Here is a 16,051-nt window from a genome sequence, read left to right as displayed (position 1 = left end):
AATTAACTACATTAATCAGTAGGGCAACTTAAATTGCCTCAACGCAAATTAAAACAGAATGACCGTAGATTTATTACTAGGATTACAATGGGGAGATGAAGGTAAAGGAAAAATTGTTGACGTTCTTACCTCAAATTATGATATTATTGCACGTTTTCAAGGAGGACCAAACGCAGGACATACATTAGAATTTGACGGAATTAAGCACGTACTTAGAACTATTCCTTCTGGAATTTTCCATAAAGATTCAATAAACATCATCGGAAATGGAGTTGTAATTGATCCAGTAGTTTTTCAAAAAGAAATTGAAGGTTTAGAGAAATTCAACCTTGACATTAAAAAGAAATTAATCATTTCAAGAAAAGCACATTTAATTTTACCAACGCACCGTTTATTAGATGCAGCATCTGAAGCATCAAAAGGAAAAGCAAAAATTGGTTCTACATTAAAAGGAATTGGACCAACTTACATGGACAAAACTGGTAGAAACGGTTTACGTGTTGGAGATGTTGAATTAGAAGATTTCAAAGAGCGTTACAGAGCTTTGGCTGACAAACATGAAGCAATGATTGCTTTTTATGATGTTGCTATTCAATACAATTTAGCTGAACTTGAAAAAGAGTTTTTTGAAGCTATTGAAGAACTTAAAAAATTAGATTTTATTGACAGTGAAGAATATATGTACCAAGCTCAAAAAGCAGGTAAATCTATTCTTTGCGAAGGAGCTCAAGGTTCATTATTAGATGTTGATTTCGGAACTTATCCTTTCGTAACTTCATCAAACACTACTGCTGCCGGAGCTTGTACTGGTTTAGGAATTGCTCCTAACAAAATCAAAGAAGTTTACGGAATTTTTAAAGCTTACGTTACACGTGTTGGTAGCGGACCTTTCCCAACTGAACTTTTTGACGAAGTTGGTGCTACAATGGCAAGAGTTGGAAACGAATTTGGATCTGTTACAGGAAGACAAAGACGTTGTGGATGGTTAGACTTAGTAGCTTTAAAATATGCTGTTCAGGTAAATGGTGTTACACAATTAATGATGATGAAAGGCGATGTTCTTTCAGGATTTGAAACTTTAAAAGTGTGTACAGAATACAACTACAAAGGACAAAACATTTCTCACTTTCCTTATAACATCGAACCAGAAAATGTAACTCCGATTTATAAAGAATTTAAAGGATGGCAAGCTGACTTAACAGGATTAACTACTTACGAGCAATTGCCTATCGAGCTAAAAGAATATATTGAATTTATTGAAGCAGAAGTTGGAGTGCCAATCAAAATTGTATCGGTTGGTCCAGACAGAAAGCAAACAATAACAAAATAATAATTACTAAACGCTCTGATAACCAGAGCGTTTTTTTATACAAATATTTACGCCATGAAAAACCCGGAAATTAAAGTTACAGAAACTAAACTATTATCAGACAATTGGTACATCCTGAATAAAGTTACTTTCACCTATCAGAAAGAAAATGAAAAAGTTCAGACTCATGTTCGCGAAGTTTACGATCGTGGCAATGGGGCTGGGATTTTATTATATAATTCAACTAAAAAAACCGTCATTTTAACTCGTCAATTTCGTTTGCCTACTTTCCTTAACGGAAATAAAACCGGAATGATGATCGAAGTTTGTGCAGGACTTTTAGACGAAGATAATCCTGAAGAATGTATTATTCGCGAAACCGAAGAAGAAACAGGATATCGTATCAAAAAAGTAGAGAAAGTGACACAAACTTATATGTCTCCAGGCGCTGTAACCGAGATTTTATATTTGTTTACAGGTGAATATGATGAAAGCATGAAAGTAAGCGAAGGCGGCGGATTAGCTTCTGAGCAAGAAAACATTCAAGTTTTAGAATATACTTTTGATGAAGCTTATGCCATGATTGAATCTGGTGAAATTGTTGATGCTAAAACTATTATTTTATTGCAGCATGCTAAAATAAAAGGGCTGATTTAAAAAAAATAAGTATTTTCGATTACTAAAGCCCGAAATAGCATTCAAATGAAAATACTCAAAAAACGAAAAATATATTTAATCATAATAGCAACATTGTTTATCCTTATAAATATTGTTGCTTTTTTTCATGCTTATAAATTCACTCATTTTACAGACAACATTTCCGAAAAAACTAAAAGCCCGGAAAAATTATCTTCTTTTGAAAAAGCTAAAACTTTATTTTTTGGAGTAAACAATCCGAAACCAAGAAATGCCAAATTTCCTTCTCAAAAATATAAAACTTTAAAACTTCACAGCAATAAAGAAATTGAATGTTGGTTCATTGAAAATAAAAATTCAAAAGGAACAATTATACTATTTCATGGCTACGGAGGAGAGAAATCTTCAATGCTTTCAAAATCGGATGAATTTCTAAAATTAGGTTTCAGCACGATGCTTGTTGATTTTATGGGAAGTGGAAATTCTCAAGGAAATCAAACTACAATTGGTTATAAAGAAGCAGAAGAGGTAAAAACAGCATTTGATTATTTGCAAAAATCAGGAGAAAAAAACATATATCTTTTTGGCACATCTATGGGAGCTGTTGCTATTATGAAATGTATTAATGATACTAAAATAAACCCAAAGGGAATAATTATTGAATGCCCATTTGGTTCAATGTACACAACAGTATGTGCCAGATTTAAAAAAATGAATGCACCAACTTTTCCTATGGCAGGAATTTTACTTTTCTGGGGCGGCATTCAAAATGGATTTTGGGGTTTTAATCACAATCCAACGGAATATGCGAAAAATGTAAATTGTCCAACTCTACTTCTTTATGGAGAAAAAGATAAAAGTGTTAGTCGCAATGAAATTGATGAAATTTACAAAAACCTAAATGGACAAAAAGAGCTTATTACTTATAAAAATACAGGACACGAAAACTATTTGATAAAAAATAAAACAGAATGGGTTAAAAATATTTCTGATTTCTTAATGATAATCAAATAAACAATTCCAGAAATTCTGTAATTCATTTGAACGCGTATTAAAATAACTTTACATCAATAAAAAACCAGTTTATGAAAAAGTTATATTATACCTCAAATATTTTGCTTTTACTTGTTTTAGTTTTGTTAGGTTCTTGTGAACAAAAGAAAACTATAAGAAGAACAGAAGCAAGTAATCACAAAATTGTTGAATACAAAAAGCCTGAATCATCTATTGCTTTTAAATTTGAAAAAACAAAACAATGGCTTGACTCCATCAAAGGTGATTCAACTAAACTTGATATTGCATACGCTATCAACAGAACAGATAAAGCTAATTTTGTTAAAATGGATTCAGTTGTAATTCCGACTGATTTGAGTGGTGATTTAGTTTATTATCTTCCATTTCCATTGCATGTTGATGCTTTAGAAGAGGTTTCAAAAGTATTAATTTTCTCCTATCCTACTCAAACTTTTGCCGCTTATGAAAATGGCGAGTTAGTTTATACAGGACCAACCAATATGGGAAGAAAAAAAGATCCAACACCAACAGGATTATTTTTCACGAATTGGAAAGCTGAAAAAACAACAAGTACTTTTAATGACGAATGGGATTTAAAATGGAATTTCAATATCGAAAATAAATTAGGCGTTGGTTTTCATCAATATGAATTACCAGGTTATCCTGCCTCACATTCTTGCCTGCGTTTATTAGAAAAAGATGCAAAATATCTTTATAAATGGGCAGACGAATGGATCCTGAAAGATGCAGAAAATGTAAAAGTAAAAGGAACTCCAGTTATTGTTTTTGGAAGCTATAATTTTGACGGACCAAAACCATGGTTAGAATTAGTAAATGATCCAAAAGCTTTAAATATTTCTGAAAGTGAATTAGAAACTCAAGTTCAGCCTTTTATTCAAAAGATATTAGAAAACCAGAAAGTTAGAGAAACAGAAAAACAGACTGCCTCTCTATAAAAATAGTAATAAAACAAAAGGCGTAAGAATCAAATCTTACGCCTTTTGTTTTTATAATAAAAACTAAAAATTATCTTGAATAATTTGGAGCTTCTTTTGTAATAGTTACGTTGTGTGGGTGACTTTCAGTAATTCCGCTTGACGTGATTCTAACAAAACGTCCTGTTTCCTGTAAAGTCGGAATATCTTTTGAACCACAGTATCCCATTCCGGCACGAAGACCTCCAATAAATTGAAGCATACTTTCGTTTAATTCTCCTTTGTACGGAACACGACCTACAATTCCTTCCGGAACTAATTTTTTAACATCATCCTCAACATCTTGGAAATAACGATCTTTAGAACCAGTTTGCATTGCTTCAACAGAACCCATTCCGCGGTATGATTTGAATTTTCTTCCTTCAAAAATAATAGTTTCTCCCGGAGATTCTTTTGTTCCTGCTAATAATGAACCTAACATTACACAGTCAGCACCTGCAGCGATAGCTTTAGGAATATCTCCAGTATAACGAATTCCACCATCAGCAATAACTGGAACTCCAGTTCCTTTAATAGCTGCAGCAACTTCTAGAACTGCTGAAAATTGAGGAAAACCAACACCAGCAACGATACGGGTTGTACAAATAGAACCAGGTCCAATTCCTACTTTTACACCATCTGCACCATTTTCTACTAAATATTTAGCAGCTTCCGGAGTTGCGATGTTTCCAACGATTACATCTATTTGAGGAAATTTTGATTTTACTTCTTTTAATGTGTTTACTACACCTTCAGTATGTCCGTGTGCTGTATCGATAATAATAGCATCTACTCCTGCAGCAACTAAGGCAGCAGCTCTTTCGACAGCATCACCAGTAACTCCAATTGCAGCAGCAACTCTTAAACGACCAAAAATATCTTTGTTTGCGATTGGTTTTTGCGTCAATTTTGTGATATCTCTGAAAGTAATTAAACCAACTAATTCATAATTAGCATTTACAACCGGTAATTTTTCGATTTTGTGACCTTGTAAAACTACCTCTGCTTGTTCTAATGAAGTTCCTTCGGCAACTGTAACTAAGTTTTTACTTGTCATTACCTCAGCAATTGGTCTTGCACCGTTTTTCTCGAAACGTAAATCACGATTGGTTACAATTCCTTTTAAGATTCTATTTTCGTCAACGATTGGAATACCGCCGATTCCGAATTCTTTCATTGCATTTTTTGCATCTGCAATAGTTGAATTCGTTGGTAAAGTTACCGGATCGATAATCATTCCTGCTTCTGCACGTTTTACTTTTCTAACCTTCGCCGCTTGTTGCTCGATGGTCATATTTTTATGTAAAACACCAATTCCGCCTTCCTGCGCCATAGCGATTGCCATTGCACTCTCTGTAACGGTATCCATAGCAGCTGACACTATAGGAACGTTTAGTGTTATGTTTCTTGAAAATTTTGATTTGATACTCACTTCGCGAGGAAGCACATTCGAGTAGTTAGGTACTAATAATACATCGTCGTAAGTTAAACCTTCGCCGATAATCTTGGAGTTGTGTGCTATCATGTTGCAATTTCTAGTTGAATTGCGTGCAAATATAGTGAATAAATTGGAAACTTGAATACTAACTTTTTCTTAATTTTCTCTAGTAGAGAATGTTCTTACAATTTAAATTTCAATAAAGAAATTTAAAATCCAATAAAGACAGGAAAATTTTAACAATAAAGAACCTTAAAAAAATCCAACTTTTAGTCATAATTCCTTCAAATTGGAATTTAAAAAACTAATCTTCTGAAGCAGGAAAAATAAAATTAATTCCGAATTGAAATGCTAAACTGTTAGCCTTCGAGACATCTCTATATTCCAGAACATTGTCGACGAGAGCGTAAATATTAACTTTTCCGATCGTTCCGGAGAGCCCTAAACCAATATTTTTGCTTGAATAAGAATCGAATGTATAAGTGGCCTTGAAATCTAATTTTTCAAAAATGCTTCGTTTGTAAAAAGCCGTGAAAGCAATAAAAGGCTCATTTGGCATTGTCATAGCAAACATTTGGCCTCCAACTGCATTGAGGTATCTTCTTTTTGCCGAAGCTCTGCAATTGCATTCTTCATCTGACCTGGATTCTCCAAAAGAATACTGAACAGAAGAATATAATTTGGTTGGACGCCAGGTTGTGTATTTATTGTAAAGTGTGTCGCGTGGAATAGCATCTTCAAAATCATCAAAAACATCTGCGGGCTTGTTTGTAAAATCGAAAATAGGATTTGTGCCTTCGTATCTATAAGTTCCTTTATAGGTTATGGTTTCGATATCTTTGGACTGATTTACAAATCCGAGATCAATTATACTTGCCGTAAACTGAAGATTTTCTCTAAAATAATAGGTAATTCCGGCATCAAAACCCAAACCTAAACTACCGTTAAAAAAGGTGTTGTGAGCGATATCTTCTGCAACATTTCCTTCGTATTCATCTTTGGTAAATTTGGCAATTCCGGAAGTTCTAAGTTCCAGATTTGAAGTGATTATTTGTGTATAAAGATTTGGAGTTCCGGCACTTTGACCTGTATAAATAAATCCGGAATTTCGTGTAGATGTGGCATTAGCACCACTTGAATATAATTTGGCACGACCACCTAAAACGACTTTTTCACTTAGTTTTTTATGAAATCCGACATGAAGAACAGAAAGTACTTCGGCTCTTACATTGATATCAGCCAGATTAAATGATTTTCCGATATAATCTTTATTACCATATAAGGCAAATATAGCGGGATCTTTAGGAACGTACATCAAAAAATCAAATTCCTGATAGGCTCCAAATGAAATGTAAGATTGACTGTCTTCTCCTCCAACTCTAAACCCTCCGGAAAATAATTCTAATTGCTCATTGACCTGAGCTTTGTCTTTGTTGGATGAATGGTTTACAATATTTCGAACTTTGTCATTAAAATCGACTCCATTATTAGCAAATAAATCATAAGCAGAAAAACTGCTTGAACCAAGATTCGCAGAAATTCCGGATAAAACAGGAATTCCAAAATAGTATTTGTATGAAACATCGGCACCAGGATTTACAAGTGACGATTGCGGAATCGATGTAAAATTATACAGAAGTTGTCTGTTTTGGGCTAAACAAATCAACTGCAAAAACAGCATTAAAATTAGGCACGTTTTTCTCATTCGATCTCCATATAAACGGTTGCACTTGATCGTAATTTTAAATTACCTAAACTGTTTTCGTCTATTAGTGGACCAGCAGCCATTCTTACTAAAAAACCAACTTTAGTAGTTGCCTTTAAAAGCTCTAATCTTTGGTTTTCGAATACTTCAGTAGGATATTTTATAATATTTGAACTTCCGGTATATGCTGGAATCGCAAATCTTAAAGTCTGCAGAACCTCATCGTTGTCGTTAAGAAGCAAAACATCTAATGTAAAAGCTCTTACTATTGTATTTTCAACCTCAAAATTAAACTCTGCTTTCACCAGATTATCTCTGAAAAATTTATCTTTAAAAGCATCAAAATCCTCAACATCAAATGCGATCTTTTGTTCTGTTCCATTATCTAAAAATTTATTGGCCGGAACATTAAAATGAGCCAGATTGGCTACAAAAGCAGGTTCTAGCTTAAGATCTTTAGCCTGATCAAAATCTAAATCACTTGAGCATGAAAAAAGCAGGAATGCAAAAACTAAAATTTTAGGAATTCTATTTAAGAGATTTACTTTCATAACTTAGTAAATTAGAATAATCAATAATAACGTGGGTTTCTGAAAGCTTATTACAGAGATGTAATAAATATACTGCTTTTTAATGAAATTTCCCGAACAATTTTGAAGCCTCATTATAAGCACTTTCAAAACTTAAAGAATTAAGGCCCGTTGTTTTTTTATTAGCTGTAAAATAGGAAATCAGTTTTTCTGTAGGCATATTTCCGGTCAATTTATCGGTAGCCATTGGACATCCGCCAAAACCCTGAATGGCACCATCAAAACGAGTGCAACCTGCTTTAGAAGCGGCATCTATTTTTTCGAACCAACTATCTGGCGTTGTATGTAAATGTGCGCCAAATTCTATTTGAGGGTATTTTGGAATTAAATTAGAGAAAAGATAGGTAATCACTTCCGGAGTAGAACTTCCAACAGTATCTGAAAGCGATAATATTTTCACTCCCATTTTTGAAAGTTTTTCGGTCCACTCCCCTACTATTTCAACATTCCATGGATCTCCGTAAGGATTTCCAAAACCCATTGAAAGATAGGTTACGACTTCTTTGTTTTTCTTATCGGCAATTTCAAGAATTTCTTCTAATGTAATTAGTGATTCGGCAATCGTTTTATGAGTGTTTCGCATTTGAAAATTCTCTGAAATAGAAAAGGGAAATCCTAAATATCGAATCACTTCATGCTCTGAAGCTGTTGCCGCTCCTTGTGTATTAGCAATTATTGCCAGTAATTTACTTGTAGTTTGAGAAAGATCAAGTTGCGCCAAAACCTCGGCCGTATCCTGCATTTGCGGAATTGCTTTTGGAGATACAAAACTTCCAAAATCAATAGTATCAAACCCTACACGAAGTAAAGCTTGTATGTACGAAACCTTATTTTTTGTCGGAATAAAAGTTTTGATGCCTTGCATGGCATCTCGCGGACATTCGATAATCTTGATTTCTTTATTCAAAGCTTACTCTTTTATGAAGGCTAAGTTAGCTTCTTTTTTAAAGAAATAAAAGCTATAATTTTCAATAATTAAAAATTACTCAATATTGTAATAAATAATAATATTACATAAAAACGTAATAATATACAATATTACGTAAAAGCGTAATATTAAAAATAAATCCCTATATTTGTAATATAAAACTTTATTATTTTTTAATTATATTTGAATTATGACTAGTGTAATCACAGGTGATATAATTGATTCAAGAAAGCAAAAATCAAAAGACTGGGTCGAAGGTTTAAAAAAAATTTTGTCTCCGTTTGGCGAAACACCAAGTCAATGGGAAGTTTACAGAGGTGATGAATTTCAAATCGAAATACAAAATCCTGAAGAAGCTTTATTGGCTGCTATTTTAATAAAAGCACATTTAAGGTCTATAAAATTAGATGCAAGAATGAGCATTGGTTTTGGAAGTAAGACACATAATGCCGAAAAAATATCTGAAAGTAATGGGACAGCTTTTATACATTCGGGAGAACTTTTTGAAACTTTAAAAAAGCAAAAAGTAACTTTAGCCATGCGAACCGGTGATGTTATTCTGGATGAAAAAATAAATTTGATGATTCAGCTGGCTTTGACTTTTATGGATAGCTGGCTCGTACAATCTGCCGAATTTGTTGCTGTTGCCATAGAAAACCCAACTTTATCACAAGAAGAACTGGGACAAAAATTAGGCATTAATCAAGCTGCCGTGAGCCGCAGGCAAAAACGCGCTCAATTTGATTTAGTCATGAATTTAGATCGTTATTTTAGAAAACAAATAAAACAACTTATAGCCCCATGATTTTATTTATAAAACTACTGTTAGCGCATTTATTAGGCGATTTTATCTGGCAGCCAAACTCATGGGTTGCCGATAAAGAAATTAAAAAACACAAAAGCATTTATTTATATTTTCATATTCTCCTGCATGGAGTTTTGGCCGCTATTTTGGTCTGGGAAATTAACTTTATACCTTATGCTGCTTTAATTGCCGTGACACACGGTATTATTGATCTTATCAAATTAAATTTCCAGCAACCAAAAACAAAACGCAGCTGGTTTATTGCTGACCAAATTGCCCATATTTTGATTTTAACCGGAATTGTACTTCTGTATCAAAACAAAAGCATTATTAATTTTTGGCAGGACAATGAGTTTTGGATTTTATTGACCGGAATTTTATTTGTCACCAAACCTTCTTCTATTATTATCAAAACCATCATATCGATCTGGAGTCCTGAAAATGAAAATACACACGCAGATAATTCACTTGCCAATGCAGGAAATTATATTGGCATTTTAGAAAGATTATTTGTGTTCTGTTTTATCTTAACCGGACATTTTGAAGCGATCGGTTTTTTATTGGCCGCTAAGTCTATTTTTAGGTTTGGAGATCTACAAGAAGCTAAAGACCGAAAACTAACTGAGTATGTTTTAATTGGTACTTTAGTTAGTTTTGGAATTGCAATAATTACAGGATTAGTTGTTCAGGGTCTAATTCTGGAACTGCTTTAAAACCTTTTTATTGATTGCTTTGATTAAAGCCGGACCTTCATAAATAAAACCAGTATACAATTGTACTAAGCTTGCACCTGCATTTAATTTTTCGATTGCATCATCGGCAGAATGAATTCCTCCTACTCCAATAATTGGAAATGCTTTATTGCTTTTTTCAGAAAGAAAACGAATCACTTCAGTAGAACGTTTTGTTAATGGCTTTCCTGATAAACCTCCCATTTCAGATTGATTTTGAGATTGTAATCCATCTCTTGAAATAGTTGTATTTGTTGCAATTACACCCGCAATTTGTGTCGTTTTTACAATATCAATAATATCTAATAATTGCTCGTCTGTTAAGTCCGGAGCAATTTTTAAAAGAATTGGTTTTACTTTCTGACTGCTTGTTTTTTGCTTTTCTACATTTCGGTTTTGCAATGTTTGCAACAAAGCCGTTAATGGTTCTTTGTCTTGTAAAGCTCTTAAGTTTGGTGTATTTGGCGAACTCACATTCACAACAAAATAATCTACATGATTAAACAAAGCATCAAAACAAATGATATAATCGTCAACAGCATTTTCGTTTGGAGTCACCTTGTTTTTTCCAATGTTTCCACCAATTAAAACGCCTGAATTCTTTTTTAAACGTTCTACAGCTTCCAGAACGCCACCGTTATTAAAACCCATTCGGTTAATAATGGCCTGATCTTCTTTTAAACGAAATAAACGCTTTTTAGGATTTCCTTCCTGACCAACCGGAGTTACCGTTCCGATTTCAATAAAACCAAAACCAAAGTCTGAAAGCTCTTTGTATAATTTGGCATCTTTATCAAATCCTGCCGCCAATCCAACCGGATTTTTGAATTTAATTCCGAAAACTTCACGCTCTAAACGACTGTCTTTAACTTCGTAAATTGATTTTATAATTGAGGAAACTCCCGGAATTTTTGAAATGAATTTAACAAATGAAAAAGTAAAATAATGAACTTCTTCTGGATCAAAACAAAAAAGTATCGGACGAATTATCAATTTATACATAAAAATAGTGTGTGTGTTTTCGGGTGCAAATTTAATTATTAAACTTGAAAATGACTCTTTTTTACGAAAACAAATTAGTAAGTACTTTAAGTCTCTTTATAATCTAAAATAGATTTTTAAATTCTTTTATAATTAACTACTTCAAAACAGAATTCAATAGATTCAATAATTACTATTATTTTTTTTTCGTTGCAAGTTATAAAATGAAACATTTTCAGGTCTTCTTAATAGGGGCGTTCGATTTATTATTATTTAATTTTGAGTAATTTAAGACCAACATTACCCTAAAAATTTTCACTTCAAAATAAATTAGGTTATTCAAACGAAATACTTAAACAATATATATTCTGCCCAAAAGCTTTTTGCATTAATAAAAATTCAGGTTGCATTATTTTTTACAGATTAAATTTTTATCGACAATTCACAAAACGGTTTATAAGAAGCCAGGAATAAATAGCAATAAATAATTAATACCATAAATTATGAAAGCCAACACTATTAAGATACTTAAAAAAAGCATCCCATTATTTCTATTATGCCTTTTACCAGGTATAGCCCCGAAAGTATCAGCACAGGCTGATCCACAACAAATTACAAAGGAAACTTTTAAAGGAAAAATTAGTCTTGATGTTCGTGATTCTAAAGAAGATTGGTCTCCTTACACACCAAAAAAAGCGCCAGATGGGGCTCCAAATATCTTATTCATTTTATATGATGATACAGGTTTAGCCGCTTGGTCTCCTTATGGAGGAGCCATCAATATGCCAACAATGCAAAAATTAGCAGATAACGGTCTTATTTACACACAATGGCATACTACAGCTTTATGCTCGCCAACACGTTCTACATTATTAACAGGACGTAACCATCATTTAAATGGTATGGCAGCGATTACAGAAACTGCAGCAGGATATCCTGGAGCAAGTGGAAGACTACCAAAACAAGTCGCTACGATTGGTCAAGTATTGCAGGACAACGGCTGGAGTACTTTCTGGATTGGAAAAGACCATAACGTACCTGAACAGGACGTTGCTTCTGGTGGAGATCGCAGTACATGGCCTTTGCAAATGGGATTTGACCGCTATTATGGTTTTCTTGGAGGAGAAACAAATCAATGGTATCCAGATTTAGTTGAAGACAATCACTTTACAGAAGCAAAATATGGCCCTGAAGATGGTTATCATTTATCTAAAGATTTAGCAGATCACGCTTTAGAATATATAAAAGATCAAAAAGCAACTAACCCTTCTAAACCATGGTTTATGTGGTATTGTCCAGGTGCAAATCACGCGCCTCATCATGCACCAGAAGAATACATAGCAAAATACAAAGGCAAATTTGACGAAGGTTATGATGCCTATCGTAAATGGGTCTTGCCTCGTATGATTGCAAAAGGAGTTATTCCTGCCGGAACTAAATTTGATAAATTCAATCCGCTTCCTCCAGGAATTTCAAATCCGGGCGACGAAGTTTTAGAGTGGAACAAATTAAGCGCAGACGAAAAGAAGTTATTTTCCAGATTAGCTGAAGTATATGCCGGTTTCTCTGAATATACAGATGCTCAGGTTGGGCGTATTATTGACTACTTAGAAAAATCAGGACAATTAGAAAATACTATTGTTTTATACGCTGCAGATAATGGAGCTTCAGGTGAAGGTTCTCCTTCTGGTTCTGTAAATGAAAATAAATTTTTTAATGGATACCCAGATGAATTGAAAGAAAATTTAAAATATCTTGATAAATTAGGAGGACCAGATACGTATGAGCATTATCCAACAGGATGGGCTGCAGCATTTTCTACTCCATTTAAAATGTTCAAAAGATATAGTGAATATGCCGGCGGAACATGTGATCCTTTAGTAATTTCCTGGCCAAAAGGAATTAAAGCAAAAGGAGAAGTGCGTAACCAATTTCACCATTCTACAGATATCGTTCCAACTTTATTAGAAGTTTGCGGTGTTGAAATGCCAAAAGTTTACAAAGGTGTTCCACAATATCCGCTATCAGGAGTATCGATGAAATATACTTTTGATGCTACACCAGATGCCAAAACTCAAAAACACATTCAGTATTTTGCTATGTTAGGCAGCCGTGCTTTATGGAAAGATGGATGGAAAGCTGTCGCTTTACATGCGCCTCTTACTGGAAAAGGTAATTTTGACAAAGATGAATGGGAATTATATAATACTGATGTTGATCGAGCCGAATCGGTTAATTTAGCTAAAAAAAATCCAGAAAAATTAAAAGAATTAATTGCAGACTGGAACTCTGAAGCGGCCAAAAATCTTGTTTTACCAATAGACGACCGTTCTGCAATAGAAATTTTAGGAATCGAAAGACCATCGTCTGAAGCGCCTCGTGACAGATATGTGTACTATCCAGGAACTGCACCGGTACCGGAAGGCGTAGCTGTAAATGTTCGTGGTCGTTCTTATAAAATCGTTGCAGATGTTGATGTAAAAGACGCTAATGCTTCAGGAGTACTTTTCGCTCATGGCTCTCGTTTTGGCGGACACGCTTTGTTTTTAAAAGATAAAAAACTTAATTATGTATACAACTTTTTAGGAATTGCTCCTGAACAAAAATTTACATCAAACGTAGATATTACTCCAGGAAAACATGTCTTTGGAATGGAATTTACACGTGAAAAAGCGGGCCCAAATGGCGAATCTATTGGAAAAATGAAACTTTATATTGACGGAAAAGAAGTAGCTTCCGGACCAATGAGAACCCAAACAGGTAAATTTACTCTTTCAGGAGACGGCCTTTGTATTGGTTTTGATAGCGGAGATGCGGTAAGTAAAGAATACAAAACTCCAGGAGAATTTAAGGGAGGAGAAATTCTTGGCGTTGGTATTGATGTTGGAAAAATAGAATATTCAAATTTAAACAGCGATGCTAAAAGGGCTTTAAACAGAGATTAATAAAAATTAATTAAAAAGAGGTATTTGATTTGAACAGTAAAATGGACAGCAAATGCCTCTTTTAAATTACATTGATTTCTAATGTTTCATCAAAAGCAATAACCAAATGTTACAGAGAAATTGTTATTTAAAAAAGCCCTTTCTTTTATTCCTTTTTCTAGGCTTAAATATTTTCAATAACCAATGTATAGCTCAGGAAAATGAAGAAAAAGAAGTTTTTCATCCGCATCATCAAATCGGAATTTCTATTAATCATGTTCATGTTTTTGAAGGAAGAGATGATGAAGGAAATAGAGAAGTTTTAGCCTTGCCGGCGTGGGCAATTGATTATACTTATCATATTAGTCAAAAATGGGCTATTGGTCTGCATACCGATTTTATAATCGAGAAATTCAAAGTCGAAAAAAATCTCGAAGGTGGAGAAGATAAAGAAACTGTTGAAAGAAGCTACCCGATTGCTCCCGCTTTAATGGGTATTTACAAACTCAACGAACATTGGAGTTTTTTGCTCGGAATGGGTGGCGAATTTGCAAAAGAAGAAGATTATCTCTTAACACGTGCGGGAGTCGAATATGGGTATGAACTTCCAAAGGAATGGGAAATTTTTGGAACCTTTAGTTACGACATCAAATGGAATGCATATGACAGTTGGGGAATTGGTTTAGGAATTGCAAAAAGTTTTGGAGGATAATGTAAAAGAAGAACTGGAAATCAATTATAGAAGTATATAATCAAATCAAACAGATGCATAGCCCAATCAAAAAATACCTGCCTGCATTCTTATTGCTCTTATTTTGTTTTTCTCTGAATGCACAACAAGAAAAAGACACAACGAAATTAATTAAAGTTAGTTATGGTTCTAAAGGAATAGAATTACGAACCAGAGATAATAAATTTCTTTTTCAGCTTCAAAGCCGTTTACAATTTCGATTTTCAACACCAAATGATCAGGATCCGTTAACTTATGATGATTATAGTCAGGATAAAGAAACTACATTTAAAATTAACAGAGCCCGATTAAAAGTGGGCGGTCATGCTTTTGAGCCCTGGTTAAACTATTATTGGGAATACGAGCTTAGCCAATCCAACTTACTTGATTTTAGAATCATGGTCGAGAAATGGAAATGGTTAAGTTTTAAAGTCGGTCAATGGAAAGTTGAATATACCAGAGAACGTTTTATTAGCAGTGGTGAACAACAAACTGTAGATCGATCTTTAATTAATCGTCCTTTTACAGTAGACAGACAAATGGGAGTCGAAGTATATGGTCATTTAAAAGGAAGCGGCATCGCCGATTTTAATTATTGGGCAGCAGCCTTAACCGGAACCGGACGAGGAAACACCTCAAATGATGATAATAATTTAATGTATTTTGGAAGAGCACAATGGAACTTTTTAGGACGTTTTCTTGATTTTGAAGGAAGCGATTTAGAATTTCACGAAAAACCAACTCCAATTATTGCATTTTCAGGATTAACAAACCGAAGTCCATACACCCGATTTTCACAGTCAGGCGGTGGTTCTTTAGAAGGTTACGAAAATGGTTTGCCCGGTCAATATCGTGTAAATCAGTGGAATTTAGAAAGTGCTTTCATGTATCGTGGTTTTTCCTGGCAAAGCGAATGGCACACCAAAGAAATTATAGATAAATTAAATAATAACGAAACTACTATTATGAAAGGCTATTACATTCAGGCTGGTTATTTCTTTCACAATGCCTTCGACTGGTGGCCAAAACATTTAGAAATGGCAGGGAGACACGCTGCTTATCGCCCTGATAATTCAATTAGACAGAATTTACAAGACGAAACAACTATTGCTTTTAATTGGTTTTTTAAAGGACATAAAAACAAACTTACCTCAGAGTTTAGTTATTTTAGTTTTCAGGATAAAACTTTGCCTTTAGAAGCAGGATGGCGCTTTAGAATACAATGGGATATATCATTATAGCGATACGATTTGCAAAAAAAACAAACTAATAAAATGGTATCGCAT

At 33.8% G+C, this 16,051-nt stretch carries 14 protein-coding genes; 9 read left to right on the top strand and 5 right to left on the bottom strand.

Annotated features, from left to right (window positions below):
- The first annotated feature begins 58 nt into the window (after positions 1–58).
- From AC1RRN_RS00390 to AC1RRN_RS00375, 4 genes are all read left to right on the top strand, one after another.
- Positions 59–1,330 carry an adenylosuccinate synthase gene (locus AC1RRN_RS00390; RefSeq protein ID WP_492965358.1) on the top strand — a complete coding sequence of 424 codons (1,272 nt, stop codon included), beginning with the start codon at positions 59–61 and terminating at the stop codon, positions 1,328–1,330.
- Positions 1,331–1,384: 54 nt separating this feature from the next.
- Positions 1,385–1,966 carry an NUDIX domain-containing protein gene (locus tag AC1RRN_RS00385; protein WP_492965357.1) on the top strand — a complete coding sequence of 194 codons (582 nt, stop codon included), beginning with the start codon at positions 1,385–1,387 and terminating at the stop codon, positions 1,964–1,966.
- 45 nt (positions 1,967–2,011) lie between these two features.
- A complete protein-coding gene (locus AC1RRN_RS00380; RefSeq protein WP_492965356.1) occupies positions 2,012–2,959 on the top strand; it encodes an alpha/beta hydrolase in 948 nt (315 codons plus the stop codon).
- Positions 2,960–3,030: 71 nt separating this feature from the next.
- A complete protein-coding gene (locus tag AC1RRN_RS00375; protein WP_492965355.1) occupies positions 3,031–3,915 on the top strand; it encodes a L,D-transpeptidase in 885 nt (294 codons plus the stop codon).
- A gap of 70 nt (positions 3,916–3,985) precedes the next feature.
- On the opposite strand, the gene guaB is transcribed toward AC1RRN_RS00375, so the two are convergent.
- The 4 genes from guaB to AC1RRN_RS00355 all read right to left on the bottom strand — a co-directional run bounded on the left by guaB (position 3,986) and on the right by AC1RRN_RS00355 (position 8,573).
- Positions 3,986–5,458, bottom strand: a complete 1,473-nt coding sequence (gene guaB, locus AC1RRN_RS00370; protein WP_492965354.1) for an IMP dehydrogenase — start codon at positions 5,456–5,458, stop codon at positions 3,986–3,988.
- Between the two features lie 217 nt (positions 5,459–5,675).
- On the bottom strand, positions 5,676–7,076 hold the full coding sequence (locus tag AC1RRN_RS00365) for a DUF5723 family protein (protein WP_492965353.1): 1,401 nt from the start codon (positions 7,074–7,076) through the stop codon (positions 5,676–5,678).
- Positions 7,073–7,627: a hypothetical protein gene (locus AC1RRN_RS00360; RefSeq protein ID WP_492965352.1), complete on the bottom strand. Its 555-nt coding sequence runs from the start codon at positions 7,625–7,627 to the stop codon at positions 7,073–7,075. The genes AC1RRN_RS00365 and AC1RRN_RS00360 overlap by 4 nt, the downstream gene beginning before the upstream one ends.
- 79 nt (positions 7,628–7,706) lie before the next feature.
- A complete protein-coding gene (locus tag AC1RRN_RS00355) occupies positions 7,707–8,573 on the bottom strand; it encodes a hydroxymethylglutaryl-CoA lyase (RefSeq protein ID WP_492965351.1) in 867 nt (288 codons plus the stop codon).
- 211 nt (positions 8,574–8,784) lie between these two features.
- On the opposite strand from AC1RRN_RS00355, the gene AC1RRN_RS00350 reads away from it, so the two are divergent.
- Positions 8,785–9,399 carry a hypothetical protein gene (locus AC1RRN_RS00350; RefSeq protein WP_492965350.1) on the top strand — a complete coding sequence of 205 codons (615 nt, stop codon included), beginning with the start codon at positions 8,785–8,787 and terminating at the stop codon, positions 9,397–9,399.
- Positions 9,396–10,112, top strand: a complete 717-nt coding sequence (locus tag AC1RRN_RS00345) for a DUF3307 domain-containing protein (RefSeq protein ID WP_492965349.1) — start codon at positions 9,396–9,398, stop codon at positions 10,110–10,112. Before AC1RRN_RS00350 ends, AC1RRN_RS00345 begins: the two co-directional genes overlap by 4 nt.
- Here AC1RRN_RS00345 and AC1RRN_RS00340 read toward each other — a convergent pair.
- Entirely contained in the window at positions 10,092–11,132 is a 1,041-nt protein-coding gene (locus AC1RRN_RS00340; protein ID WP_492965348.1) for a quinone-dependent dihydroorotate dehydrogenase, read from the bottom strand. The two genes, AC1RRN_RS00345 and AC1RRN_RS00340, sit on opposite strands and share 21 nt — an antisense overlap.
- Before the next feature lie 482 nt (positions 11,133–11,614).
- On the opposite strand from AC1RRN_RS00340, the gene AC1RRN_RS00335 reads away from it, so the two are divergent.
- The 3 genes from AC1RRN_RS00335 to AC1RRN_RS00325 all read left to right on the top strand — a co-directional run bounded on the left by AC1RRN_RS00335 (position 11,615) and on the right by AC1RRN_RS00325 (position 16,006).
- Positions 11,615–14,056: an arylsulfatase gene (locus tag AC1RRN_RS00335; protein WP_492965347.1), complete on the top strand. Its 2,442-nt coding sequence runs from the start codon at positions 11,615–11,617 to the stop codon at positions 14,054–14,056.
- A 106-nt stretch (positions 14,057–14,162) separates the two neighbouring features.
- Positions 14,163–14,747: a hypothetical protein gene (locus tag AC1RRN_RS00330; RefSeq protein WP_492965346.1), complete on the top strand. Its 585-nt coding sequence runs from the start codon at positions 14,163–14,165 to the stop codon at positions 14,745–14,747.
- Positions 14,748–14,800: 53 nt separating this feature from the next.
- Complete coding sequence (locus tag AC1RRN_RS00325) at positions 14,801–16,006, top strand: OprO/OprP family phosphate-selective porin (RefSeq protein WP_492965345.1); 1,206 nt, start codon at positions 14,801–14,803, stop codon at positions 16,004–16,006.
- Positions 16,007–16,051: the final 45 nt, after the last annotated feature.

This window comes from Flavobacterium sp. GW821-FHT11G01 (assembly GCF_058808175.1).
Note: the sequence above shows the minus strand (reverse complement) of the source record. Positions and strands in the feature narration are given on the sequence as shown.

Excerpts from the sequence above, each read along its gene's own strand:
- AC1RRN_RS00390 (WP_492965358.1), top strand. The coding sequence starts at position 59 with ATGACCGTAGATTTATTACTAGGATTACAATGGGGAGATGAAGGTAAA.
- AC1RRN_RS00385 (WP_492965357.1), top strand. The coding sequence starts at position 1,385 with ATGAAAAACCCGGAAATTAAAGTTACAGAAACTAAACTATTATCAGAC.
- AC1RRN_RS00380 (WP_492965356.1), top strand. The coding sequence starts at position 2,012 with ATGAAAATACTCAAAAAACGAAAAATATATTTAATCATAATAGCAACA.
- AC1RRN_RS00375 (WP_492965355.1), top strand. The coding sequence starts at position 3,031 with ATGAAAAAGTTATATTATACCTCAAATATTTTGCTTTTACTTGTTTTA.
- guaB (WP_492965354.1), bottom strand. The coding sequence starts at position 5,458 with ATGATAGCACACAACTCCAAGATTATCGGCGAAGGTTTAACTTACGAC.
- AC1RRN_RS00365 (WP_492965353.1), bottom strand. The coding sequence starts at position 7,076 with ATGAGAAAAACGTGCCTAATTTTAATGCTGTTTTTGCAGTTGATTTGT.
- AC1RRN_RS00360 (WP_492965352.1), bottom strand. The coding sequence starts at position 7,627 with ATGAAAGTAAATCTCTTAAATAGAATTCCTAAAATTTTAGTTTTTGCA.
- AC1RRN_RS00350 (WP_492965350.1), top strand. The coding sequence starts at position 8,785 with ATGACTAGTGTAATCACAGGTGATATAATTGATTCAAGAAAGCAAAAA.
- AC1RRN_RS00345 (WP_492965349.1), top strand. The coding sequence starts at position 9,396 with ATGATTTTATTTATAAAACTACTGTTAGCGCATTTATTAGGCGATTTT.
- AC1RRN_RS00340 (WP_492965348.1), bottom strand. The coding sequence starts at position 11,132 with ATGTATAAATTGATAATTCGTCCGATACTTTTTTGTTTTGATCCAGAA.
- AC1RRN_RS00335 (WP_492965347.1), top strand. The coding sequence starts at position 11,615 with ATGAAAGCCAACACTATTAAGATACTTAAAAAAAGCATCCCATTATTT.
- AC1RRN_RS00330 (WP_492965346.1), top strand. The coding sequence starts at position 14,163 with ATGTTACAGAGAAATTGTTATTTAAAAAAGCCCTTTCTTTTATTCCTT.
- AC1RRN_RS00325 (WP_492965345.1), top strand. The coding sequence starts at position 14,801 with ATGCATAGCCCAATCAAAAAATACCTGCCTGCATTCTTATTGCTCTTA.